The following is a 25,401-nucleotide window of genomic DNA, read 5'->3' on the forward strand; positions in this document are numbered from 1 at the left end:
GCTCGCGGGCGAAGACAGGCGCCAGCCGCTGCTCCAGCGGGTGCGAGGGCTCCACGAAGCGGCCCTGCCGTCCGGTGGACGCGGCGTCCGGCGCGGGCAGCGCCTTGCGGTCCACCTTGCCGCTGGGGTTGAGGGGCAGGGTGGTCAGCGTCACGAACACCGACGGGACCATGTACTCCGGCAACCGCTGCCGCAGCGCCGCGCGCATCGCCGAAGCCTCCAGCACGTGCCCCACGCGGGGCATCGCGTAGGCGACGAGCCGCTTGTCCCCGGGCACGTCCTCGCGCACCACCACCGCGGCCTCCTGCACCGCGGGCAGGTCGCGCAGGGCGGCCTCCACCTCCGCCAGTTCGATGCGGAAGCCGCGCACCTTCACCTGGTGGTCGGCGCGGCCCAGGAACTCCAGCGTCCCGTCCGGACGCCAGCGGACCAGGTCTCCGGTGCGGTACAGCCGCGCGCCCGGAGTCACGCCATGCGCGTCCGGAACGAAGCGCTCCGCCGTGAGGTCCGGCCGCGACACGTAGCCGCGCGCCACGCCGTCACCGCCGAGGAACAGCTCGCCCGGCACGCCCACCGGCACCGGGTGCAGCCGCGCGTCCAGCACGTACACCGACGTGTTGGCGAGCGGCGCGCCGATGGGCACCGACAGCGCCACCTGCTCCGGCCGCTCCACCGTGAAGGTGGTGGCGACCACGGAGCACTCGGTGGGGCCGTACGCGTTGGTGAAGGGAATGCCCAGCGACTCCACCGCCTTGCGCACGTGCGGCGCGGAGATGATGTCGCCGCCCGCGTGCAGCTCCCGCAACCGCCCGAGGATGTCCGGCCGGTGCTCCATCAACTGCGAGAAGAGGCCGGAGGGCAGGTGGACGAACGTGACGCCGTGGCGCTCCACCACGCGGGCCAGCGTGTCCATGTCCCCCGCGGGGACGTTGCCGGGGAACACGACCAGCCGGCCGCCGTGCAGCAGCGGCGTCCACAGCTCCAGCACGGAACCGTCGAAGGACACGGGCGCGAAGAGCAGCCCCGTATCGCGAGCCCCATAGCGCGTGTACGGCGCCGAGTGCATCAGGCGCAGCAGGCCGCGCTGCTCGATGCCCACGCCCTTGGGGCGTCCGCCGCTGCCGGAGGTGAAGATGACGTACGCCAGGTGGCGCGGCCCCACGCCGGTCTCCGGCGCGGTGACGGGCTGCTCCGCCAGCGACAGCTCCTCCAGGAACAGGCAGGGCAGGGACGCATCCGGCAGGTGCAGCCGTCCGCGCAGCTCGCGCGTGGTGACGAGCAGGTGCGGCCGGGCATCCTCCAGCATGAAGCTCAGCCGCTGCGCGGGATACGAAGCATCCAGCGGCACGTACGCGCCACCCGCCTTGAGGATGCCGAGCACCGTGACGACGAAGCCCACGGAGCGCTCCAGGCACAGCGCCACCGGCACGTCCGGCCCCACGCCACGAGCCCGCAGGACATGCGCCAGCTGGTTGGCCCGGGCATCGAGCTGCGAGTACGTCAGCCGTTCATCCCCGTCCTCCACCGCGACGGCGTCCGGCTGCCGCGCGGCCTGCATCGCGAAGCGCGCCGCCACGGTGCTGTCGGACGGATAGGGAAGGGCGGTGTCGTTCCACGCGACGAGCACCTGCTGGCGCTCCTCCGGCGTGAGCCACGGCAGCGCGGAGAGCGGCACGTCCGGTCCGGCGACGGCGGACTCCAGCAGCACGCGCAGGTGCCCGGCGAGCCGGGCCACGGTGTCGCGCTCGAAGAGGTCGGTGCTGTACTCGATGGAGCCGCGCAGCCCGTCCGGCGTCTCCGTGAGCAGCAGGCCCAGGTCGAAGTGCGCCGTGCCCGCGTCCACCTCCAGCAACTCCATCCTCAGGCCCGGCGCTTCGAGCACCCCGGCCGGAGCGTTCTGGAGCGCGAAGACGGCCTGCACCAGCGGCGTGCGGCCCAGGTCGCGCGGCACCTGGAGCTCCTCCACCAGCTTCTCGAACGGCAGGTCCTGGTGCTCATAGGCCGCGAGCGTCGTGTCCCGCACCTGTCCCAGCAGCGCGCGGTAGGACGCCTCCGGGCGGATGCGCGCCCGCAGCGCCAGCGTGTTGACGAAGAAGCCGACCAGCCCCTCCACGTCGCCGTGGGTACGGCCCGCGATGGGAGCACCGACGAGCAGGTCCTCCTGCCGGCTGTAGCGCGACAGCAGCGCCTGCCACACGGCGAGCAGCGCCATGAACGGCGTGGCGCCTTCGGAGCGGGCGAGCCCCGCCAGGCGGTCCGTCAGGTCGCGAGGCACGTGCACGGGCAGCAGCGCGCCGTGCGGAGAGCGCGTCGTGGGACGCGGCTTGTCGGTGGGCAGGTCCAGGACCCGCGGCGCACCGGCGAGCTGCTCCTTCCACCACGCCACCTCGTCCGCGAGCACGTCGCCCTGGAGCCAGCCGCGCTGCCACGCCGCGAAGTCGGCGTACTGGATGGGCAGGGCGGGCAGGGCCGGGGCCGCGCCGGAGGCGAAGGCCGCGTAGGCCGAGGCCACCTCCCGCACCATCACCCCCAGGGACCAGCCGTCGGAGACGACGTGGTGCATGCCCAGGAGCAGCACATGGTGGGACGGGGTCAGCCGCAGCAGCCGGGTGCGCAGCAGCGGGCCCGTGCCCAGGTCGAAGGGCCGGCCCGCCTCCTCCCGCGCCAGCCGCTGCACCGCCGCCTCGCGGTCCGAGGCCGGCACGTCGCCCAGGTCCGTCACGGGCAGCGTCCAGGCCGGTGTGGACTGGATGCGCTGAACGGGGTCGCGGCCCTTCAGCGTGAACGTGGTGCGGAGCGCTTCGTGCCGTTCGACGAGCACCTCCAGCGCGCGGCGCAGGGCCTCGGCGTCCAGCGCGCCCTCCAGCCGCACCGCGCCCAGCAGGATGTAGGGCGTGGCACCGGGCTGGAGCTGTTCCACCAGCCACAGCCGCTGCTGCGCGAAGGACAGGGGCAGCTCACCGTCGCGGGCCACCTTGCGGATCGCGGGCACGCGCGGCAGGTCGGTCTGCGTGAGGAGCTGGGCCTCCACCGCCTCGGTGACGTCCGCGACGGTGGCGCCCTCGAAGAGGCCGCGCAGGGGCAGCTCCACCTGGAACGTGGAGCGCACGCGGGACAGCAGCCGCGTGGCCAGCAGCGAGTGGCCACCCAGCGCGAAGAAGTCATCGTGCACGCCCACCTGCGGCACCCGCAGCACGTCGCGGAACAGGTCCGCGATCCGCTGCTGGAAGGGCGTCATCCGCACGGGCCTCTCGGGCGCCGCCGCGACCGAGCGCGCATCCGGAGCGGGCAGGGCCTTGCGGTCCACCTTGCCCACGGGCGTGAGCGGAAGGGCGTCCAGCGGCACGAACGCGGCGGGTACCAGCGGCGCGGGCAGCCGCTCGGAGACGAAGGCGCGCAGCTCCGCCGCGTCCAGCGGAGCCTTCGGCACGTACCACGCCACCAGGCGCGGATCGCCCTCGCCATCGTCGAGCACCCCGGCCGCCGAGGCCTTCACCGACGGGTGCTGGCGGACGATGGCCTCCACCTCGCCCAGCTCGATGCGGAAGCCGCGCAGCTTCACCTGCGTGTCCATGCGGCCCAGGAACTCCAGCGTGCCGTCCGCCATCCAGCGCACGCGGTCGCCCGTGCGGTACAGCCGCGCGCCAGGCACGTCACCGAAGGGCAGGGGAACGAACCGCTCCGCCGTCAGCGCGGGACGGCCCAGGTAGCCCCGGGCCACTCCGTCTCCGCCCAGGTACAGCTCGCCCGGGATGCCCACGGGCACGGGCTGCAGGTGCGCATCCAGCACGTACGTCCGGCAGCGCGTCATCGGCCGGCCGATGGGCACGATGGTGACGTGCTCCGGAAGGCCATTGAGGACCTGCGTGCTGGCGCCCACGGTGATCTCCGTGGGGCCATAGAAGTTCACCAGTTGCACCGGCGGTCCGGCGCGCAGCACGGCGCGGATCGCATCCGCGTTCGCGGCCTCTCCCGCGAAGTACACCGCCCGCATCGTGGCGAACGCGTCGGGGACTTCTCGCGCCACGGTGTGGAACAGGGCCGTGGGGAACATGGCCGTGGTGGCGCCCGTCTCGCGCAGCGCGCGAGCCAGCTGCGCCGGGGCCAGCGTCACGTCGCGCGGCAGGATGACCAGCCGCGCACCGTTGAGCAGCGCGCCCCAGACCTCGAAGGTCGCGATGTCGAACGACGGTGTCCCGGCCTGCACCATCCGGTCGTCCGGTGTGATCTGGACGTAGTTCGTGTCCCGCACCACGTGCACGATGGAGGCGTACGTGACGCCCACGCCCTTGGGCGTGCCCGTGGAGCCCGACGTGTAGAGGATGTAGACCAGCTGGTTGGGCAGCAGCCGCACGCCCGGAGAGGACGTGTCGTGGCGCGTGAGTTCCTCGCGGTCCGCCTCCAGGCTCACCGTGGGCCAGGCCCGGTCCTGGACGGCCTCCGGCAGCGAGCGCTCCGTCACCACCAGCGACAGCCCCGCGTCCTGGAACATGAACGTCAGCCGCGACGCCGGATAGAGCGGATCCAACGGCACGTAGGCGCCGCCCGCCTTGAGGATGCCGAGCATCCCCACGACGAGGTCCAGGCCGCGCTCCACGCAAAGGCCCACGCGGCCTTCGGGCTGGAGTCCCCGGGCCAGCAGGTGCCGCGCCAGCTGATTCGCGCGCGCATCCAGGGCCGCGTACGTGAGCGTGCGGCCCTCGTGCTCCACGGCGATGGCGTCGGGTGCGCGCCGGACCTGCGCGTCGAAGAGGTCCAGCAGGGGCGGCTCGCGCAGCGGCCGGACGTCCGGCGCGCTGAAGTCGTTGAGCACCTGCTCGCGCTCCGCCGCGTCCATCAGGGGCAGCAGGCGCACGGGCGTCGAGGCTTCGCGGGCCACGGCCTCCAGCAGCACCCGGAAGTGGTTGGCGAACCGCGCCGCGGCGTCCGCGGAGAAGAGGTCGCGGCTGTATTCGAGCGTGCCCTCCAGCCCCCCGTCCTGCGCGGTGAGCGACAGGATGAGGTCGAAGCGCGCGGTCTCCGTCGACGTGGGCAGCCGCTCCACGCGGACGCCAGGCAGGGCCGGCGCGGACAGCGGTGCGTTCTGCAGCACGAACATCACCTGGAACAGCGGGGTCCGGTCGCCGCCGCGCGCCTGCGCCACCGCCTCCACGAGCTGTTCGTAGGGCACGTCCTGGTGCGCGAACGCGGCCAGGGAGGACTCGCGCACGCGGTCCAGGAGCGCGGAGAAGCGGGGCGCTCCGTCCAGGCGCGCGCGCAGCACCAGCGTGTTGAGGAACACGCCGATGAGGGGCTCCAGCTCCGGCCGGGTGCGGTGGGCCACGGGCGTGCCCACGGCGAAGTCGTCCTGCCCGGAGTAGCGCGACAGCACGGCCTGGTAGCCGGCCATCAGCACCATGAACAGCGTGGCGTCATGCGCGCGGCCCACCTGCTCCAGCGAGCGCACCAGGGCCGCGGGCAGCGTGAAGACGTGCGTGTCCCCACGCGTCGACCGCGTCCCGGGCAGCCCCTGCGCGGCGGGGAGGGTGAGCACGGGCACGTCCTTCAGGGACTCGCGCAGCGCGCCCAGGTGGGCTCGCGAAGTCTCGGAGTCGCCCTGCTGGCGCTGCCATGCGGCGAAGTCCGCGGCCTGCACCTCCAGCGCCGGCAGCGGCGACGGCCGTCCCTCCGCGAGCGCCGAGTAGAGGCTGCCCACCTCGTGCACCAGCACGCCCATGGACCAGCCATCCGTGACGATGTGGTGCATGCACAGCAGCAGCACGTGTTCGTCCGGAGCCAGCCGGAGCAGCCGCGTGCGCAGCAGCGGGCCCGTGCCCAGGTCGAACGGCCACGTCGCGTCCTCGCGCATGCGCTGCCGCAGGGTGGCCTCGCGCGCGTCGCCTTCGGGAAGGGCCTCCACCGGGAGCGGCCACTCCGCGGGCGGAGCGTGGATGCGCTGGAGCGGCTGGCCATCGCGCTCCTCGAACGTGGTGCGCAGTGGTTCGTGCCGGCGGACGACCTCCGCGAAGGTGCGGCGCAGCACCTCTACGTCCAGGGGACCGGAGAGCCGCAGGGCCAGGGGGATGTTGTAGAGGGCCTGACCGGGCTCCAGCCGGTCCAGGAACCACATGCGCTGCTGCGCGAACGACAGCGGCAGCGCCCCGTCCCGGGACACGGTGGGGATGGGGTCGGCGGGATGCCGCGAGGGAAGCGCCTCGATGCGCTCCGCGAGCCGCGCCACGGTGGGGGCGTCGAAGAGCGCGCGCACGGGCAGGTCCACGCCGAAGCGGGCGCCCACGCGGGTGATGAGCTGGGTGGCCAGCAGTGAATGCCCCCCGAGCGCGAAGAAGTCATCGTGCGCGCCCACGCGCTCCACGTGCAGCACGTCCTGGAACAGCGCGGCCAGCTTCTCCTGAAGCGGCGTCAGGGGACCGGCATCCCCGGTGGTGGGAGCGGCCGTGGGGGCGGGCAGGGCGCGGCGATCCACCTTGCCGTTGGGCGTGAGGGGCAGGGCGCCCAGGCCGACGACGGCCGCAGGCACCATGTACCCGGGGAGGCGGGAGCGCAGGTGTTCGCGCAGCGCGTCCGCGTCCACGGAGGCGGGGACGACGTAGGCCACGAGGCGCTGTTCGCCGGGCACGTCCTCGCGCACGGCGACCACGGCCTCGCGGACCTCGGGGTGCGTGCGGAGCGCGGCCTCGATCTCGCCCGGTTCGATGCGGAAGCCGCGCAGCTTCACCTGGTGGTCGATGCGGCCCAGGAACTCCAGCGTCCCATCCGCGAGCCAGCGCGCCCGATCGCCCGTGCGGTACATCCGCGTGCCCGGCTCGTCACGGAACGCGTCCGGCACGAAACGCTCGGCCGTCAGGTCCGCGCGGCCCAGGTAGCCGCGCACCACGCCTTCACCGCCGATGAACAACTCACCCGGGACACCGACCGGCACCGGCTGAAGCCGGGCGTCCAAGATGTAGAGCCCGGTGTTCGCCAGCGGCCGTCCCAGCGACACCGTTCCTGTCGTGGCCGCCTCGACGCGATGCATGGACGACCACACCGTGGTCTCGGTGGGGCCGTACATGTTGAGCAGGGTCGGGACGTGAGCCCACAACAGCGTGGCAAGGCCACCCGGGAGCGCTTCGCCGCCCACGAGCAGCTGCCGCAGACCGCTCAGCGCGTGCAGCGCGCGAGGCTCCTCCACGAGGGCGCGCGCGTAGGACGGCGTGCACTGGAAGTGGGTGACGGCGTGATGCTCCAGTGTCTCCGCGAGCGCGGCGGGCTCCAGGCCCGTTGGCGCGAGCACCACCTGGAAGCCGCGCGTCCAGGACCAGAGCAACTCCAGCACGGAGATGTCGAAGGAGATGCTCGTCATCGCCAGCCACGTGCCCGGGCACGGCGCGACGTGCGCATCCATCGCGCGGAAGAAGTTCATCACCGTCCGGTGCGGCACGCCCACGCCCTTGGGCCGCCCCGTCGAACCGGATGTGTAGAGGACATAAGCGAGCGTCCGCGCGTCACTCGCGGACCGCACGAAGTCCCCGCCCACCGAAGGGTCCACGTCGTCGAGGAAGAGCCTGCGCTCGGTCGGCACCGCGACCACGTCCTCCAGGTGCCGGGGGCTCACGAGGACCTTCGCCCCGGAGTCCTCCCACATCGCGGCCAGCCGCTGCGCCGGGTACGCCGGATCCAACGGCAGGTAGGCCGCGCCCGCCTCCAGGATGCCGAGCAGCCCCACGGCCAGCTCCGCCGTGCGGTCCACACAGAGTCCCACGACGGACTCCGGCCCCACGCCCCGCTGTCTCAGCGTGTGCGCCAGGGCCCGGGCCCGCGCGCGCAGCTCCCGGTAGGTCAGCCGCGTCTCGCCAGCGACGAGCGCCACGGCATCAGGGGTGCGGGCCACCTGCGCCGCGAAGCGCGCGGAGACGGTGGCGTCCGACGGGTACTCGATGTCGGGTCCCCGTGACAGTGCGCGCAGGTGTTCCGCTTCCGAGGCGTCCAGCCAAGGCAGTGCGTCCACGGTGCGTGAAGGGTCCGCGACCGCGGCCTCCAGCAGCACGCGCAGGTGCCCGGCGAGGCGGGCCACGGTGTCCGCGTCGAAGAGGTCAGTGGCGTACTCCAGCCAGCCCTCGAAGCCCCGGGGGGACTCGGCGAGCGAGAGCGTCAGGTCGAACATCGCCGTGCCGGGGTGTACTTCCACCAGCCGCGACTGGAGGCCCGGCAGCACCGGGGCGCCCACCTGCGCGCCCTGGAGGATGAACATCACCTGGAAGAGGGGCGTGTGCCCGCGCTCGCGCGTGGGCTGGAGTGCTTCCACCAGCTTCTCGAAGGGCACGTCCTGGTGCGCATACGCGCCCATTGCCGTGGCGCGCACCCGGCCCAGCAGCTCCCGGAAGGTGGGCGCGCCGGACAGCCGCGTGCGCATCACCAGCGTGTTGACGAAGAAGCCCACCAGGCCCTGGAGTTCCGCGCGGCCCCGGCCCGCGATGGCCGTGCCCACGCTGACGTCGTCCTGCCCCGCGCGGCGAGCGAGCACCGCCTGGAAGCCCGCCAGCAGCACCATGAAGGGCGTGACGCCCTCGCGCACCGCCAGCTTTCGCACCGCTTCGGCCAGCCGCGAGTCCAGCACCACCGGCACCCGAGCGCCCTGCGTCCCACGCTCGGCGGGACGCGGCCGGTCCGTGGCCAGCTCCAGCAACCGGGGTGCACCTGAAAGCTGCTTGCGCCAGTAGTCCAGTTGCGACGTCAGCGCGGCGCCATCCAGCCACTCCCGCTGCCACTCCGCGTAGTCGGCGTATCCCAGCGGCAGCGCGGGCAGAGGAGAAGGCCGGCCCTCGCGCAGCGCCGCGTAGAGGGCGGACACCTCACGCACCAGCACCGCCATGGACGTGCCGTCCGACACGGCGTGGTGCATGACGAGCACCAGCACGTGCGTGCGCTCCTCCAGCGTCAGCAGCGTGGCGCGCACCAGCGGGCCGCGCGTCAGGTCGAACGGGCGTCGGGCCTCTTCATCGGCCAACCGGGAGGCTTCCGCCTCGCGGGCCTCCACCGGCAGGGCCATCAGCGACACTCGCGCCAGCGGCAGCACCGCGTCCTTCGAGATGAGCTGGAGGGGCCGTCCGTCCTGCTCCCCAAAGGAAGTCCTCAGCGCGTCATGGCGCGCCGCGAGCGCCGTGAGGCTGCCCTCCAGCGCGGCCACATCCAGCTCGCCTTCCAGCCGCACCGCCGCGGGCAGGTTGTACGCCACGTCCCCCGGCGCGTACTTGTCGAGGAACCACAGCCGCGCCTGAGCAAACGACACGGCCCGGGCACCCTCGACGTCCCGGCGACGCAGCGTGCTCGACGCCGGACCCGCCGACGAACGCAGCGAGAGCAGCTGCCGCGCCAGGGACGTGATGCTCGGCCCCTGGAGCAACCACTCCATCGGCACCGTCAGGCCCGTGCCCGTTCCCACCTCGTGCGCCAGCTCCACCGCGCCCAACGAGTCCAGTCCGTAGCGCGTGACCGGGGCCTCGACGTCGATCTCCTCACGGCGCATGCGCACGTGCCGGGCCACGACATCGCGCAGCCACGCAACCAAAGCCTCCGCGTCCGGATTCGCGGCCAGGGACACCACATCGCGCCTGGTCACCGCCTCGCGTGTTCCAGAGCCCGCACCGAGGGATGCGTGTGAACCCGAAACGCCCAACGCATCGCGCGTGCCGGAACCCGCGCCAGTTGCGGATGACCTGATGGCTCCAGGAAGGTCGACCCTCCCGGTGGAAGCCAGGGGCCCGGATGCACCGGAGTCCTCAGCGGCGGTCCCGTTGCCGGAAACCATGCTGGAACCCGAAGGGAGGGGAGCTTCGGACGACGACACCGCGCCACCCGGTAGCTCCTCCCGCCACGCCATCACCTCCTGCAACGTCGCGGTCAGGAAGGCCGCACGGCACGCGTGCCGCTGCACCTTGCCGCTGGACGTCTTGGGCAGGCTGCCCGGTTCAATGAGCACCACCGCGTGCGCCTGCACCTCATGCGACTCCGCCAGCCGCTGCCGGATGGCTCCCACCGCGACGTCCGCCACCTCCAGCTGCTTCCGCAGGTCCCCCAGCCGCCGGACGTCGATCTCCTGCACGACGACCGCGCGCTCCTCGCCCGCCACCTCCACCGCGAACACCGCGCCACCACCGGGCCGCAGCGCCGCGTGCGCCGCCTCCACCGTCGCCTCCAGGTCCTGGGGGTAGTGGTTGCGGCCACGCAGGATGATGAGGTCCTTGCGCCGCCCGGTGACGTACAGCTCGCCATCCGGCCGCAGGAAGCCCAGGTCGCCCGTGCGCAGATACGGCCCGCCGTCCTCCCGGGCGATGCGCGCCTGGAACGTCTCGCGCGTGGCGTCCTCACGGCCCCAGTAGCCCTGGGCGACGCTCGACCCCGACACCCAGACCTCGCCCACCTCGCCGGCCGCGCGCCGCTCCAGCGTCTCCGGATCCACGATGGCGATGCGCTGCTCCGCCAGCGTCCGGCCACACCCGACCAGCGTCCGGGCACCCGGCTCCGCCGCGCCCACTTCCTCCGCGCAGTGCCGCTCCAGCGCTCCGCCCGAAATCGTCACCGACACCGGCGGGGCCGACTTATCGCCACCGGAGACGATGAGCGTGCCCTCCGCCAGGCCATAGCAGGGGTAGAACGCCTCGCGCCGGAAGCCGCTGGGACCGAACGCTTCCATGAAGCGCTCCAGCGTCTCCGGGCGGATGGGCTCCGCGCCGCAGAACGCGACCTCCCACCGGCTCAAATCCAACGCCTGGCGCTGCTCCGGCGTGCTCTTGCGCACGCACAGGTCGAACGCGAAGTTCGGCCCGCCGCTGATGGTGCCCCCGAAGCGCGACACCGCCTCCAGCCACGCCATGGGCCGCTTGAGGAACGCCATCGGTGACATCAGCGCCACGGGGAACCCACCGTGCAGCGGCTCCAGGATGCCGCCGATGAGGCCCATGTCGTGGTACGGCGGCAGCCAGATGACGCCCACGCTGTCCGCCCGCGCCTGGAACGCGCCGTGGATCAGCGACAGGTTGTGCAGCAGGTTCCCGTGCGTGAGCATCACGCCCTTGGGCGTGCCCGTGCTCCCGGACGTGTACTGGAGGAACGCGAGCGACTCCGCCCCCACGCCCTCGGGCGCCACCCAGTCCCGCTCACCGCCCTCCGGCAGCGCATCCGTCGCCATCCAGTGCAGCGCGCGGAAGTCCGGCGCCTGCTCGAAGACGAAGTCCGACAGCTCCAGGATGCCGGACGTGGTGAGGACCACCGACGCCCTCGCGTCCTGGATGATGGCGCGCAGGCGGGGCAGGGTGCGCTCCAGCCGCATCGGATCCGGCGGATACGCGGGCACCGCCACCGCGCCCGCGTACAGACAGCCGAAGAAGCCCGCGACGTAGTCCAGCCCCGGCGGGTACAGGAGCAGCACGCGCTCGCCCACCGCGCCCCGCTCACGCAGCGCCGTCGCGATCCTCCGCGCGCGCACGTCCAGATCCGCCGCGCTCCAGACGGTCTCTTCGCCGTCGCCGTCTCCCAGGAAGGTATAGAGCGGCGCATGGGCGGAAGGCCCATGGACAAGCTTCAACAGGACGCCAGGAAGGGTTCGCGAGAAGTCGGGCACGGGGGGCCGTCCATGTGTCAAAAACCGCCGACACTTAATAGCAGCCCTGGTACTCGATCCCGTAGGCACTCGCGGTGATGAATTCCCTTCGAAGGCTCCCGCCGCCAGCCCACTCGGCGAGCGAGAACCCGCCGGGAATCACGCGCGGCCGAACAGGCCCTTCAACCACCCCATGAAACCTTTCTGCCGTGACACGACCGCTGCGTCCGGAACTGCCTCCTGGACGACCGGCGCGGACGCCGCCACGGGGGTGCGCGCCGCCGGAGCCACGGCCGGTGCCGCCGCGGTCTCCTGCTGCGCCAGCCGCGCCTTCACCACCTCCGGCGTGTCGCGGGTGGTGAACGTGCTGACCACCTCGCGCCCCGTGCTGCCCTCCCGCGCGACCACCTTCAGCAGCGACTCGTTGTTCACCTCGAACGTCACCTGCACCTGCACCGCGCCGCGCGGCTTCTTCGGCAGGCCCGCGAGCCGCAGCGTGCCCAGGTACTCGTTGTCCTGCGCGCGCTCGGAGTCCCCCTGGAAGACGGTGAGCTCCAGCTCCGTCTGGTCGTCCCGGTGCGTGGAGAGCGTGTAGCTCTTGACCGCCGGCAGCGACACGTTGCGCTCCAGCACCGGCTTGAAGCGCCCACCCGGCAGCCCCACGCCAATGGCCATGGGCAGCACGTCGATGAGCACCACGCCCTCCAGCTGCCCCAGGCTGTGCGCCAGCAGCGCCGCGCCCAGCGCCACCGCCTCGTCCGGGTGCACGCCCTTGCTGGGCGGCCGGCCGAAGAACTTCGTGATCTTCTCGTGCACCAGCGGGAAGCGGCTCTGCCCACCGACGAGGATCACCTCGTCGATGTCCTGCGGCTTCAGCCCCTTGGCCTGGAGCACCTCCTCGCAGACCTGGACCGTGCGGTCCACCAGCCCCTCCGTCAGGGCGATCAACTTCTGCCGCGTGAGCGTGACGTCCAGGTCGTACGGCTTGTTGTCGATCATCGTGATGAAGGCCACGTGCACGCGCATCTCCGAGCGCTCGGAGAGGGCGCACTTGGCCCGCTCCGCCGCGTCGTTGATGCGCTGCAGGGCCACCCGGTCCCCCTGGAAGGCGCGGCCCGTCTGCCGCTGGAACTCCTCCAGGAGGTACTCCACGATGGCGTTGTCGAAGTCGATGCCGCCCAGGAACGTGTCGCCGCCGGTCGAAATCACCTCGTAGACGGTGTCGTGCAGTTCCAGCACCGACGCGTCGAACGTGCCGCCGCCCAGGTCGTACACCAGCACGCGCTGGTTGAGCTTCTTGCCGTAGCCGTACGCCAGCGCCGCCGCCGTGGGCTCGTTGAGGATGCGCTCCACGTACAGGCCCGCGAGCTTGCCCGCCTCGCGCACCGCGTGCCGCTGGTTGTCGTTGTAGTAGGCGGGCACCGTGATGACCGCCCGGGAGATGGGCTGGCCCAGCTGGTTCTGCGCCACCTCGCGGACCTCCCGCAGGATCAGCGCGGAGATCTGCTGGAGCGAATAGATGCGGTCGCCCAGGCGCACCGCCGCCTCGCCGTTCTGGCCCGCGGCGATCTCGTAGTGGAAGCGGCCCTTGATCTGCCCGACGATGGGCGACGCGTACGGGCGGCCCACCAGCCGCTTGGCGCCGTACACCGTCTGGCGCGGGTTGGTGAGCATCTGCCCCTTCGCGGGGTGCCCCACCACCAGCTTGCCGCGCTGGTTGAACGCGAGGATGGAGGGCACCGTGTTGTGGCCCTCGCGGCTGGGCAACACCCCGGGCTTCGCGCCGCGCACGAACGCGGCGCACGAGTTCGTCGTCCCCAGGTCGATGCCGATGACAGGCCCCGTCCGGGGCGGCTCCACCGTGTTCAGCTCCAGTGACGCGTCCGTCACCATCTCCAGCGCGGGCGCGGCCGGGGCCTCCATCCGGGGGATGGCGCCGGCCTCCGCGGCCATGGCCGGGGGCAGGGCAGGGGCCGCCGCGGGGGCGGGGACGGTGTAGTCAGCGGGGCCCACGCCGTTGGGCACGGGGGGCAGGTCCGACTGGGCGTGAGGAAGGATGGCGACCGCGGCGTCCAGGAACCGGCGGGTCGGCGGGTCCGCCTCCCCGAACTTCAGGCCCATGCCGGAGATGCCCTGGCCCTGCTGTCCGGTGACGAAGTGGACGATGGCCGCTGTGTAGAGGAGCCGGTCGCCGCTTGCCAGGCGGAGGTCCAGGGTGACGGCCGTGCCCGGGGGGCGCACGGCCTTGGCGCGCAAATAGATGCCGCCCCGGGTGATGTTGCCCCCGTATTTCGCGAGGAACTCCTCGGGGGTGGCGAAGGGCAGCTTCACCACCAGCCCGACCGCCCCCGCTTGATTCAAATCCGCCAAGGCCCGGTCCAAGTCCCAAGAAGTGTGTGTGGGACGCCGAGTATCACCCGAAGTCCGAGGGAACGGGCGGCAAAAAACCTTCTTCCGTTGCGCGGCAGCCGCGCAAACCGTATGGACACGCACCCGCCGGGCGCTGGTGCCCCGCGGGGCCTCCGGGAGCCCCCATGTTGAACCCCGATATCCGGCTGGCCCTCACCTTCGACGACGTGCTCCTGCTGCCCGGTGAGAGCGCCGTCACCCCGCGTGATGCCGACCTCACCACCCGCCTGACGCGCAACATCCGGCTGAACGTGCCCCTGCTGTCCGCGGCCATGGACACCGTGACGGAGGCGAGAACCGCCATCGCCATGGCGCAGGAGGGCGGCATCGGCGTCATCCACAAGAACATGACGCCCGAGCAACAGGCCCTGGAGGTCCTCAAGGTCAAGAAGTTCGAGAGCGGCATGGTGGTGGACCCCATCACCATTGAGCCCAAAGCACCGCTCGCCCGCGCCCTGGAGCTGATGAAGATGCACGGCGTGTCCGGCGTGCCCGTGGTGCAGGGCAAGCGCCTGGTGGGCATCCTCACCAGCCGCGACGTGCGCTTCGAGAAGAACCTCTCCCAGAAGGTCGAGGACGTGATGACGACGAAGCTCGTCACCGGCCACGAGGGCATCGCGCACGACGACGCCCAAAAGCTCCTCCATGAGCACCGCATCGAGAAGCTCCTCGTCGTGAACGAGGCCTACGAGCTCAAGGGCCTCATCACCATCAAGGACATCGAGAAGCGCCGCACCCACCCCAACGCGGCCAAGGACGCCAAGGGCCGCCTGCTCTGCGCCGCCGCCGTGGGCGTGTCCGCGGACCGCGAGGCCCGCATCGACGCGCTGGTCAAGGCGGGCGTGGACGTCATCGTCGTGGACACCGCGCACGGCCACTCGAAGGGCGTGATTGAGGGCGTGCGCGACACGCGCAAGAACTTCAAGGGCTTCGACCTCATCGCCGGCAACGTGGCCACCGCGGAGGGCACGCGCGCCCTGATTGAGGCGGGCGTGGACGCGGTGAAGGTGGGCATCGGCCCGGGCTCCATCTGCACCACCCGCGTGGTGGCCGGCGTGGGCGTGCCCCAGGTGACGGCGGTGGATGACTGCGCCCGCGAGGCGGACAAGCACGGCGTCCCCATCATCTCCGACGGCGGCATCAAGTACTCGGGCGACATCGTGAAGGCGCTCGCCGCGGGTGCCAGCTCCGTGATGATCGGCTCGCTGTTCGCCGGCACCGAGGAGTCCCCCGGCGACGTCATCCTGTACCAGGGCCGCAGCTACAAGAGCTACCGCGGCATGGGCAGCCTGGGCGCCATGAAGCAGGGCGCCAAGGACCGCTACTTCCAGTCCGACGTGGAGGCGGTGAAGCTGGTGCCGGAGGGCATCGAGGGCCGCGTCCCGTACAAGGGAACGCTCTCCATGAACGTGCACCAGATGCTGGGCGGCATCCGCAGCGGCATGGGCTACGTGGGGTGCGCCACCATCGAGGAGCTGCGCACGAAGGCCACCTTCACGCGCATCACGTCCGCCGGGCTCAAGGAGAGCCACGTGCACGACGTCATCATCACCGAGGAAGCGCCCAACTACCGGATGGAGTAGCCGGAAGGGTGGGCGCCGGTCCCCGCCCCGGGGAGAAGCTCCGGGGCAGGGGAGGGCAGGCAGGGGCCTACTTGCCGCGACGCTTGCCGCCGCTGGACGTGTCCTCGGCGGGGGCGGCCGTGGTGGAGACGCGCTTCTCCGCCGCGCCCACGCGCTGGAGCAGCTGCTCGCGGTCATCCGGGTCCAGCGTCTCGATGGCCTTCTTCAGGGTGGCGAAGTCCAGGCGGGCCACCGTGACGGTGTTGCCCCCCTTGATCTCCTGCACCGTGGGCACGTCCACCAGCTCGCGCAGGTAGGTCTCGAACTCCACCCTGACGTCCGCGGTCTGCTGGATGCAGGTGTCCTTGGCGTTGACCAGGTTCTGGCTGCCCTCGCGGTAGCTCAGGTCCGGGTTGCGGGCCATGGCGTCCTCGAAGGTGTGGGTGCGGTCCTTCAGGGACGAGTACAGATTGACGTAGTCGATCAACCGGTCGGACTCCGGCCGGTTCACGTCCCGCGCCTTGTTGAGGGGCTGGGTGGTGTCGTCACAGGTGAGCTTGGACAGCTCCGTGACCCCGGGCGCGTCCTTCACCGCGACGCTGCGGGTGTCTCGTTCCAGGCGTTCGTCGGAGGTGATCTCCTTCACGCACCCCGAAGCGGACAGGAGGAGCATGGCTGCTGCAGTGGAAGCGGACAGGCGGCGCACGAACAATTGACGGCCTTTCAGCGTTGATTTCCCGAAGTTTGTAGCGATAAGGGCCCCCACCCGTCAACGACGCCCCCTGGGAGAATCGCCGGTGGACCTGCACTCCGAGAAGATCCTGATCCTTGATTTCGGGAGCCAGTACACCCAGCTCATCGCCCGCAGGGTGCGCGAGCTGGGCGTCTACTGCGAGATCCACCGCCCGGACCTCCCCGCCGCCGACATCCGCCAGTTCGCGCCGAAGGGCATCATCCTCTCCGGCGGGCCGGCGTCCGTGGAAGCGCCCGGCTCCCCGCGCTGCGACCCCTACGTCTTCGAGGCCGGCGTCCCCGTCCTGGGCATCTGCTACGGCCTCCAGCTCATCTCCAAGCTGCTGGGCGGCCGCATCGACCGGGGAGCCCACCGCGAGTTCGGCAGCGCGGCGGTGGAGGTCCTCACCGCGCGCGGCCCCTTCGCGGAGTTCCACCCGGGCGACCAGGTGCAGGTGTGGATGAGCCACGGCGACCGGGTGGACGTGCTGCCGCCCGGCTTCGAGGCCATCGGCCGCAGCGGCAACTCGCCCTTCGCGGCGGCCGCGCACGCGACGAAGCCCTGGTACGGCCTCCAGTTCCACCCGGAGGTGGTCCACACGCCGCAGGGCAAGGCCATGCTGCGCGCCTTCCTCTTCAACGACTGCAAGGTCACCGGCTCCTGGACGATGAAGGGCTTCATCGACGAGGCGGTGGAGACCATCCGCAAGCAGGTGGGTGACGAGGGCCGCGTCATCTGCGGGTTGTCCGGCGGCGTGGACAGCTCCGTGGCGGCGCTGCTCCTGCACCGGGCCATCGGCCCCCGGCTCCAGTGCATCTTCGTGGACAACGGCGTCCTCAGGCAGGGCGAGCGCGCGCAGGTGGAGGCGCTCTTCGTGGACCGCTTCCACGTGCCGCTCAAGACGGTGGACGCGCGCGAGCGCTTCCTGTCGAAGCTGGCCGGCGTGACGGATCCGGAGCAGAAGCGGAAGATCATCGGCCGGGAGTTCATCGCCGTGTTCGAGGAGGCCTCGCGCGACGTGCAGGACGCGGGCTTCCTGGCGCAGGGCACGCTGTACCCGGACGTCATCGAGTCCGTGTCCTGGAAGGGCCCCTCCGTCACCATCAAGAGCCACCACAACGTGGGCGGCCTGCCGGAGACGATGAAGCTCAAGCTGGTGGAGCCCCTGCGCGAGCTCTTCAAGGACGAGGTCCGCGCCCTGGGCCGCGAGCTGGGCCTGCCGGACGAGATGGTCTCCCGTCAGCCCTTCCCGGGCCCGGGCCTGGCCATCCGCGTGCTGGGCGAGGTGAACGAGAAGCGCCTGGACCTGGTGCGCCGCGCGGACGCCATCGTGCAGGAGGAGGTCCACAAGGCCGGCCTCTACAAGGAAGTGTGGCAGGCCTTCGCCGTGCTGCTGCCGGTGCAGAGCGTGGGCGTGATGGGCGACGAGCGCACCTACGAGTCCACCTGCGTGCTGCGCGCCGTCACCAGCGTGGACGGCATGACGGCGGACTGGGCGCGCATCCCGTACCCCATCCTGGAGAAGATCTCCTCGCGCATCACCAACGAGGTGCGCGGCATCAACCGCGTCGTCTACGACATCTCCTCCAAGCCGCCCGCCACCATCGAGTGGGAGTGAGCGGGTAGGGCAGGGCGCTCAGGTCACCGCGCGCCGGATGGCCTCCTCCACCGGCGACGTGTCCTCCGGGAGCCGGGCCAGGCTCAACGGCTCCCGGGGCAGGAGCGGCGGCTGCGCCATGAAGCGCGGCCGCGTTCCCCGGTGGGCCTGTGCCGAGTGCACGAGGAAGGGGTGGCACAGGTAGACGGTGCCCGCCTCTCCCGTGGCCAGCACCTCCCGCCGGTGGGCGGACTCCGAAAAGCCGTTGGCCGCGAGCTGCCGGAGCGTCAGGCCCGCCTCGCCCGCCGGGCCCAGGAGCCGGGCGATGTCCTGGTGCGAGCCCACGCGGATGCGGGTGGGCGCGTCGTCCTCGCCCACGTCGGAGAAGAGGAAGAGCATCAGCAGCGCCCGGCCCTTGGAGGCGACGTTGGCGCGCCAGTCCATGAAGTCCGGCTTGTCGAAGTCGAAGCCCACGTCGATGTGCCACCCCGTGTCGCCCGGGTCGTCCGGAGACGGGAAGCGCACCGGGAACGTGCCCATGGCCCGGCACGGCAGCCAGCGGCCGGGACCGACGAGTTCGTCGAACGCCTCGTGCAGCACAGGCGTGTTGGCGGCGTCCACGAAGGGCTTCTGCGTGTACATGCCCAGGCGGATGACGGGCCGGGTCCAGGTGGCGGGCTTGTCCGGGTCACAGCCCGTGTCCTTCCAGAGGAGGGCCCGGGCCTCGTCCGCGACTTCACGGGGGAAGGCGTGGTCGATCCGGATGAAGCCGTCCCGCATGAACTGCTCGGCGCGCGCGTCCATGAAACCTCCTGCCCCGGGGGGAGTGCCGGAGCGCCTCGACTTCACGGCAGGTAGCCGCTCTCCCTGACGAAGGTCTTCACCGCGGCGGTGTCCGCGTAGTCCAGTTCAATCATCCGCCGGAGCGCCGCCTGCTTGTCCGCAGCCTTCGCATGGTAGGCGCGAGCCACCGCGTAGCCCACGTAGTAGCCCACGTCCGCCACGCCGAACGCGTTGTCCGCGCCCGCCCAGAGCCAGGGGGCGAAGGTGTCCGTCGCGTCCTGGGCCTCGCGGAACCGCTCGCGCAGCTCGGCGTCGTGCTGGGGGCCGTAGGTGACGTAGGCCAGCGGGGGCAGCCGGCCGGTGACCTGCTCCGCCACGAAGTCCGCCACGCCCTCGTAGACGACCCAGTCCACCAGCACGTCGGCGGGCGGCTTCTGACGGGTGTGCACGGCCTCATGGGCGATGAGCAGGTCCATGCCCTGGTGGGGGCGGCTCTTGAAGAAGGTGCCCAGTCCGTCGCGCAGCTTCGGCGGCAGCTCCGAGACGTCGACCCCTTCGTCGCCGGTGGCCAGCTCCGCGCCCACCAGCACGCGGCCGTCCAGCGCGGTGCCGCTCGACTTGAGCGCCCCGACGGCGAAGTAGACCTCCGCGGGTCCCAGGGCCGGGTAGAGCGCGCGGAAGCGCGTCAGTGTGGGTTCGACGTGGGATACCGCCTCCCGGGCCCGCGCCGTCAGCGGCCGCACCGAGTCCCAGAACCGGGGGTAGTCCCGGATGGCGTCCACGTAGCCCCGGGCGGTGTAGTGCCTGGCGCGCATGAAGCTGTGCAGCCCCGGGGTGCCCCGGTCGATGTAGAGCGTCTGGAAGCGGGCGAGCTGTTCGGCCGGGTCCGTCGTGGCCCGCACGGCGTCATAGGCCTCCCAGAAGTGGTCCACGTCCACCGTGGAGACCACGTCCTGGACGGCCGGCGGGGCCTCCACGGGGCGCTTCGAGGCGCAGGCCTCCAGGCAGAGGGCGGCGGCGGTCGTCACGACGAGCAGGGCGGGGCGGAGGCGCATGGCGGACCTGGGAGGAGATGAACGAAGAGGCTGCCCGGTTCGCACCGGGCAGCCTCTGGGGACTTCAGGACGCGGTGGGGAGGACTACCCCGCCGGGTTCGCCTTCACCGGCGGCACCTTGGTGCTGCCGGGGCGCAGCTCTTCCAGGACGCGGTTGGCGCCGTAGACCTTCTGGAGCGCCTCGATGATGGCGTCCGAGTGCACGGCCACGGTGCGGTTCACGGACTCGTCGAAGCCGTACTCGCCGCCCAGCGACTGGATGTTGCCGTCGAACACCAGGCCGACGATCTCCTGGTTCTTGTTCACCACGGGCGAGCCGGAGTTGCCGCCGATGATGTCGTTGGTGGTGACGAAGTTCATCGGCGTGGTGCCGGTGATGACCTTCTCCGACTTCACCCACGACTTGGGCAGGGCGAACGGGTCCTGGCCCGTGGCGTGCTCGAAGGTGCCGGCCATCTGGGTGATGGGGGCGACCTTCTCACCGTCCTCCATGTAGCCCTTCACCGAGCCGAACGACACGCGCGGGGAGAACGTCGCGTCCGGGTACTGGCTGGTGCCGTAGATGTCGAAGCTCGCCTTGGCGACGAGCTCGCTGTTCTTCTTGATGACGGACTCCACGTCGTCCTCGAACTTCTTGCGGATGGCGCGCGCGTCGGGGTCCACCAGCGCGGCCAGCTGGATCATCGGGTCCTTGGACGCGTCCACGGCCTTCTTGCCGCCGTCGAAGAGCGCCTGGCGCGTCTTCACGTCCGCCAGCTTGGAGCCCTTCACCACGCGGGTGGCGACCTGCTCCGGGGACTCCTTGCCCAGCACCTTCTTCACGAACGGGTGCTTGGCGCCCAGCTCCTCACGCAGCTTGGTGAGGCTGAACGTCAGGCGGGCGATCTCCAGCTCCGGGTAGATGGGCGCGGGGCTGAAGAGCTGCGCCTTGAGCGCGGGCTGGTTGGCGTCGTTGAACTCGCGCAGCCGCTGGCCGTTGTCCTTGGGCAGCTCGTCGCCGGCGCGCACCAGCGTCTTGGCGATGCCGAACAGGGTGGAGGACAGGCCCTGGCCCTGCTCGATGTAGTTCAGGTCCTTGCGCAGGTTGACGAGCTGCGCCTCCGCCTTGGCGATCTCATCCCACGCCGCGGCGTACTTCTTCTTCATCTCCGGGTTCGCGTCGACCTTCTTGCGCAGCTCCTGCTCCGCGGCGACCTTGGAGGCGAAGAACTTCTTGTCGAGCAGCGCCTCGTGGCGGCCCTTGGACGCCTTGAGGCCGTTCTCCACGCCGAACAGCAGGTTGCTGGAGATGCGCTTCTGCTCGGGGCCGCGCTTCTGGAACTCGGTGATCATGCCGCGAAGCTCGGACAGGTACATGAGCGTCTTGGGCATGGACACGTCGCGGATGTACTCCAGCTCCGCGATGGTCAGCGCGCGCGAGGTGCGGCCCGGGTTGCCGGCCACGAACGTGAGCTCGTTCTCCTTCGCGCCGTGCTCGGACCACTTGAAGTAGTCCGGCGTCTTCACCGGCTGCTTGTCCTGGTAGACGCGCACGAAGGACACGTCCAGGTCGTAGCGGGGGAACTCGAAGTTGTCCGGGTCACCGCCGAAGAAGGCGATGGCGTGCTCCGGGGCGAACACCAGGCGCACGTCCTGGAAGCGGCGGTACTTGTAGAGGTTGTACTTGCCGCCCTGGTACAGCGTGACGACGTCACAGCGCACCTTGTCGTCGCCGTTGGCGCAGGCCTTCTCCACCTTGGCCATCTCCGCCTTCAGCGTGTCCGAGTACTGCTTGCCGGTCATCGACTGGGTGGCCTTGTTGAGCTGATCCGTCACGTCGGTGATCTCGACGAGCTGGTTCACCTCCATCGCCGGGCACTGCTTCTCCTCGGCCTGCGTCTTCGCGTAGAAGCCGTTGGCCAGGTAGTCCTGCTTCGCGGTGGACAGCTGCTCGATGCAGCCGCGCGCGCAGTGGTGATTCGTCATCACCAGGCCATCCGGCGACACGAAGCTGGCGGAACAGCCGCCGGCCAGACGCACCGCGCCCAGGCGGAGCTTCTCCAGCCACTGCTGATCCGGCTGGAAGCCGTACTTCTCCTTCACCTTGGCGGCGGGGAAGTTGTTGTACGTCCACATGCCTTCATCGGCGAGCGCCGGGGCGGCACCCACGAGGGCGGCGATGACCATCAATCGCTTCATGAATGGGATCCTTTCGGGCCGCGGGACGGAGACCCGCGGGGACGGGGCGTTTGTGAGGGATGCCTCAGCGGCGGTCAAGCTGGGAAAACGCCCACGCCAGAAGCACAACGTCCGAGCGCCCGAACGATTCCCTGGGCCCCCTGGCAGGCAGGCGGATTTCCCACCCGCCACCTCCCGACGCACCGCGTCCGAGCCGGATCAGGCCGCCCGGGCCCGCGTCCACGCCCCTGGCGTGGTGCCCAGCACGGCCCGGAAGTCCGCGATGAGGTGGGCCTGATCATAGTAGCCAGCACCCGCGGCGATGGCGCCCCAGTCCGGCCGTGCGCCCTGGCCCTGGCCCTGGACGGAGGAGGCCTGGAGCGCGCGCTGGAAGCGCACGAGCCGGGCATAGGACTTGGGTCCCATGCCGAGCACGTCGTCGAAGGCGCGGCGCAGGTGCCGCTCGCTCACGCCCAGGGTGCGGGCCAGGTCCGCGACGCGGGGGATGTCCGTGGCGTCCGTGAGCAGGCGGATGCCGCGCCGCACGAGGTACGCGGCGGCCGGTTCGAAGACGTCGTCGCGGTGGAGCCGCTCCACGAGCGCGGCCTCCAGGGTGCGCAGTCGGGCGTGGGAGGTGGGGGCCTGGGCCAGTGAGGCCCGGAGCCGGGCCCCGTCCGCCTTGCCCCAGAGCGTGTCGATGGAGAGGGTCCGGTGGGCCAGCTCCGACATGGGCAGGCCGAAGAAGGGGTAGGCGCCGCCGGGCTTGAACTGGATGCCCAGCGTGTCGGGCGGCACCTCCGAGGGCGCCTTGCGCACCACCTGCTCCCGGGGCCCCAGGGCGTGCACATCGCAGGCGGTGGGGGTGACGCGGACGACCAGTTCGACGGTGCCGTCCGGCACGCGGAGGTAGTCCCCCGCCAAGGGGCCTCGCCACAGGACCCGCACGCGCTGGATGAAGCGGGACAGGTCGGCCCGGGGGGCCAGCGCGGTGTCGGGCGGAGCGGCCATCGCCATGAAGCATGGGGCGGCCGGGCCGGGGCTTTCAAGCGGCGCCAGGGCGCATGGCCGATTCCTCCAATCGGGCACCGGGGTCGGGTCCGTACCTTGCCGGGCATGCGAATCCACCACCTCAACTGCGGAACCCTGTGTCCCGCCAGCGCCCGGTTCGTCACGGGCTCGGGCGGACTGTTCGAGCGGGCCCGGATGGTCTGCCACTGCCTGCTGCTGGAGACGTCGCGCGGGCTCGTCCTCGTGGACACGGGCCTGGGCACCCGGGACGTTCAGGACGCGAAGGCCCGGCTGGGCCAGCGCTTCGTGAAAAGGAACGCGCCCAGGCTGGATCCGGCGGAGACGGCGCTGGCCCAGGTGGAGCGCCTGGGCTTCAAGCGTGAGGACGTCCGGCACATCGTGCCCACGCACCTGGACCTGGACCACGTCGGGGGGCTGGCGGACTTCCCGGACGCCCAGGTCCACGTCTTCGGGGACGAGCACGCCGCGGCGATGGTGCCGCCGGATGCCCGCGCGAAGTTCGGGTACAAGCCGGTCCAGTGGGCACACGGGCCGAAGTGGAACCGGTACGCCGTGGAAGGGGAGCGCTGGTTCGGCTTCGAGTCGGTCCGGGTGATTCCGGGCCTGGACGCGGAGGTGGTGCTGGTGCCGCTGACGGGCCACACCGCGGGCCACTGCGGCGTCGCGGTGAAGGGGCCCGGAGGGTGGATGCTGCACGCGGGGGACGCGTACTTCAGCCACCGCGAGGTGGACCTGGTGGCGCCGCGCAGCCCGTGGGGCGTGGCGCTGTTCCAGAAGTTGAGGTCGGTGGACAACGCCGCGCGGCTCCAGAACCAGGAGCGGCTGCGCGGCCTGGTGCGTGCGCACGGACACGAGGTGAAGGTGTTCTCCGCGCACTGCGCGGTGGAGTTCGACCGGGTGCGCGCGGGATGAAACAAGCCTGTAGCATGGCGGGACCTTGCGACGCGCTCTGCTCTTCGGGTCCCTCCTGTTGTCGTTGTCGTCGTCCGCCGCCGCACCCGCCCGCGTCCAGGTCCTGAAGGCCGCCCGGCTCTTTGATGCGAAGGCGGGCAAGGTCATCACCCCGGGGGTGGTGGTGGTGTCGGAGGGAAGGGTGGTGGGCGTGGGACCGAAGGCGCCCGTGCCGGAAGGGGCGAGCGTCGTGGACCTGGGCGACGCCACGCTGCTGCCGGGCTTCATGGACGCGCACACGCACCTGACCGTGGAGCCCGGCCCGGACTGGCGCAAGGACCTGGTCGACAGCTTCCAGCGCACCATCCCCGAGCAGACGTTGGACACGCTGCCGTGGGCCCGGGCGACGTTGATGGCGGGCTTCACCACCGTGCGCAACCTGGGCGCGGAGGACTTCATCGACATAGGCCTGCGCAACGCCATCGCGCGAGGCAATGTGGTGGGGCCGCGCATCCTCGCGGCGACGTCCAGCCTCAGCTCCACGGGCGGGCACTGCGACTACGGCAACTCCTTCCGCAAGGGCCTGCTGGCCCACGACGCCAGCCCCGGCGTGGCGGATGGCCCGGACGCGCTGCGCGCCAAGGTGCGCGAGAACGTGAAGTACGGCGCGGACGTCATCAAGGTGTGCGCCACGGGGGGTGTGATGAGCCTCAACGCGGACCCCGACGCGCCGCAGCTCACCCAGGCGGAGCTGGACGCGGTGGTGGATGAAGCCCACGCGCACCGGCGCAAGGTGGCCGCGCACGCGCACGGCGCGGAAGGGGCGAAGCGAGCCATCCGCGCGGGCGTGGACTCCATCGAGCACGGCACGCTGATGGACGACGAGGGCGTGGCGTTGATGAAGCAGAAGGGCACCTGGTACGTGCCCACCGCCCTGGCCTTCTTCGGGGTGAAGGAGCTGGCGGACCAGGGCAAGCTGCCCCCGGACACCGTCGCCAAGCTGCGCGCCGTGGACAAGCGGCGGGAGCACGTGCTGCGCAAGGCGATCTCCCTGGGTGTGCGCATCGCCTTCGGCACGGACGCGGGAGTGTTCGAGCACGGCCGTAATGCGCAGGAGTTCGCGCTGCTGGTGGAGGCAGGCCTGTCGCCGGCGGAGGCCCTGCGCACCGCCACGGTGAACGCGGCGGAGCTGCTGGGCGTGGCGGACAAGCTGGGGACGCTGGAGCCCGGGAAGCTGGCGGACGTCGTCGCCGTGCCGGGCGATCCGCTGAAGGACATCCGCGTCACGCAGAAGGTCTTCTTCGTGATGAAGGAGGGCGTCATCCAGCGCGACGACACGGCGGCATGTTCGCGCGCCGCGCCGTGAGGCGGCACCTCCGGATGAGCACGTCACATCGCAAGAAGGACTGACCTGGGCGCGAGGCCAGCTCGTCCTCATCAGGTGCCGGGCAGGCGCGGCCCCAGGCACCGGACGGCGCGAACTGGTCCGACTGTCGGACCAGTTCCAAGCTCCTCAGCCGGACCAACGCGGCCTCGGCCCCCGGACGGCGCGAACTGGTCCGACAGTCGGACCAGTTGACCTGTGGTGCCTCCGGCCGGGGGCC

The 25,401-nt window shown here is 71.4% G+C and carries 11 protein-coding genes (1 of these 11 running past the window's edge); 4 read left to right on the plus strand and 7 right to left on the minus strand.

Translation table 11 applies throughout. From position 1 onward, the window contains the following. Window positions 1-11,566, minus strand: the 5' portion of a protein-coding gene (locus AABA78_RS16515) for a non-ribosomal peptide synthase/polyketide synthase (RefSeq protein WP_338264019.1). The gene continues 25,574 nt to the left of window position 1, outside the view; the window shows 11,566 of its 37,140 coding nt (coding positions 1-11,566); its start codon is at window positions 11,564-11,566; its stop codon lies beyond the left edge, outside the window. Window positions 11,567-11,740: 174 nt separating this feature from the next. Next, a complete protein-coding gene (locus AABA78_RS16520) occupies window positions 11,741-13,951 on the minus strand; it encodes a TIGR02266 family protein (RefSeq protein WP_338264020.1) in 2,211 nt (736 codons plus the stop codon). 164 nt (window positions 13,952-14,115) lie between these two features. Here AABA78_RS16520 and guaB point away from each other — a divergent pair, with 164 nt between their 5' ends. After that, window positions 14,116-15,573, plus strand: coding sequence for an IMP dehydrogenase (gene guaB, locus AABA78_RS16525; RefSeq protein ID WP_338264021.1), 1,458 nt, complete (start codon window positions 14,116-14,118; stop codon window positions 15,571-15,573). Window positions 15,574-15,640: 67 nt separating this feature from the next. Here guaB and AABA78_RS16530 read toward each other — a convergent pair whose 3' ends face one another. Next, the gene (locus AABA78_RS16530; protein WP_338264022.1) at window positions 15,641-16,225 is read right to left on the minus strand and encodes a hypothetical protein; all 585 of its coding nucleotides are present in this window, start codon (window positions 16,223-16,225) and stop codon (window positions 15,641-15,643) included. A 124-nt stretch (window positions 16,226-16,349) separates the two neighbouring features. On the opposite strand from AABA78_RS16530, the gene guaA reads away from it, so the two are divergent. After that, window positions 16,350-17,903: a glutamine-hydrolyzing GMP synthase gene (gene guaA, locus AABA78_RS16535; protein WP_338264023.1), complete on the plus strand. Its 1,554-nt coding sequence runs from the start codon at window positions 16,350-16,352 to the stop codon at window positions 17,901-17,903. 18 nt (window positions 17,904-17,921) lie between these two features. Here guaA and AABA78_RS16540 read toward each other — a convergent pair whose 3' ends face one another. The 4 genes from AABA78_RS16540 to AABA78_RS16555 all read right to left on the minus strand — a co-directional run bounded on the left by AABA78_RS16540 (window position 17,922) and on the right by AABA78_RS16555 (window position 22,885). After that, window positions 17,922-18,686: a phytanoyl-CoA dioxygenase family protein gene (locus AABA78_RS16540; RefSeq protein ID WP_338264024.1), complete on the minus strand. Its 765-nt coding sequence runs from the start codon at window positions 18,684-18,686 to the stop codon at window positions 17,922-17,924. A 41-nt stretch (window positions 18,687-18,727) separates the two neighbouring features. Beyond that, window positions 18,728-19,720, minus strand: coding sequence for a DUF2268 domain-containing putative Zn-dependent protease (locus tag AABA78_RS16545; protein ID WP_338264025.1), 993 nt, complete (start codon window positions 19,718-19,720; stop codon window positions 18,728-18,730). Between the two features lie 84 nt (window positions 19,721-19,804). Next, window positions 19,805-21,898: a S46 family peptidase gene (locus AABA78_RS16550; RefSeq protein ID WP_338264026.1), complete on the minus strand. Its 2,094-nt coding sequence runs from the start codon at window positions 21,896-21,898 to the stop codon at window positions 19,805-19,807. A gap of 198 nt (window positions 21,899-22,096) precedes the next feature. Further along, entirely contained in the window at window positions 22,097-22,885 is a 789-nt protein-coding gene (locus tag AABA78_RS16555) for a helix-turn-helix domain-containing protein (protein ID WP_338264027.1), read from the minus strand. Window positions 22,886-22,990: 105 nt separating this feature from the next. On the opposite strand from AABA78_RS16555, the gene AABA78_RS16560 reads away from it, so the two are divergent. Both AABA78_RS16560 and AABA78_RS16565 read left to right on the plus strand, forming a co-directional pair. After that, window positions 22,991-23,818, plus strand: a complete 828-nt coding sequence (locus tag AABA78_RS16560; protein WP_338264028.1) for an MBL fold metallo-hydrolase — start codon at window positions 22,991-22,993, stop codon at window positions 23,816-23,818. A gap of 25 nt (window positions 23,819-23,843) precedes the next feature. Further along, window positions 23,844-25,163, plus strand: coding sequence for a metal-dependent hydrolase family protein (locus AABA78_RS16565; RefSeq protein ID WP_338264029.1), 1,320 nt, complete (start codon window positions 23,844-23,846; stop codon window positions 25,161-25,163). Window positions 25,164-25,401 lie beyond the last annotated feature (238 nt).

The organism is Corallococcus caeni (assembly GCF_036245865.1).
In the GTDB taxonomy this organism is placed as follows: Bacteria; Myxococcota; Myxococcia; order Myxococcales; family Myxococcaceae; genus Corallococcus; species Corallococcus caeni.

Coding starts and splice junctions, on each gene's coding strand:
- guaB (WP_338264021.1), top strand. CDS start 14,116: ATGTTGAACCCCGATATCCGGCTGGCCCTCACCTTCGACGACGTGCTC.
- AABA78_RS16530 (WP_338264022.1), bottom strand. CDS start 16,225: ATGCTCCTCCTGTCCGCTTCGGGGTGCGTGAAGGAGATCACCTCCGAC.
- AABA78_RS16540 (WP_338264024.1), bottom strand. CDS start 18,686: ATGGACGCGCGCGCCGAGCAGTTCATGCGGGACGGCTTCATCCGGATC.
- AABA78_RS16545 (WP_338264025.1), bottom strand. CDS start 19,720: ATGCGCCTCCGCCCCGCCCTGCTCGTCGTGACGACCGCCGCCGCCCTC.
- AABA78_RS16550 (WP_338264026.1), bottom strand. CDS start 21,898: ATGAAGCGATTGATGGTCATCGCCGCCCTCGTGGGTGCCGCCCCGGCG.
- AABA78_RS16555 (WP_338264027.1), bottom strand. CDS start 22,885: ATGGCCGCTCCGCCCGACACCGCGCTGGCCCCCCGGGCCGACCTGTCC.
- AABA78_RS16560 (WP_338264028.1), top strand. CDS start 22,991: ATGCGAATCCACCACCTCAACTGCGGAACCCTGTGTCCCGCCAGCGCC.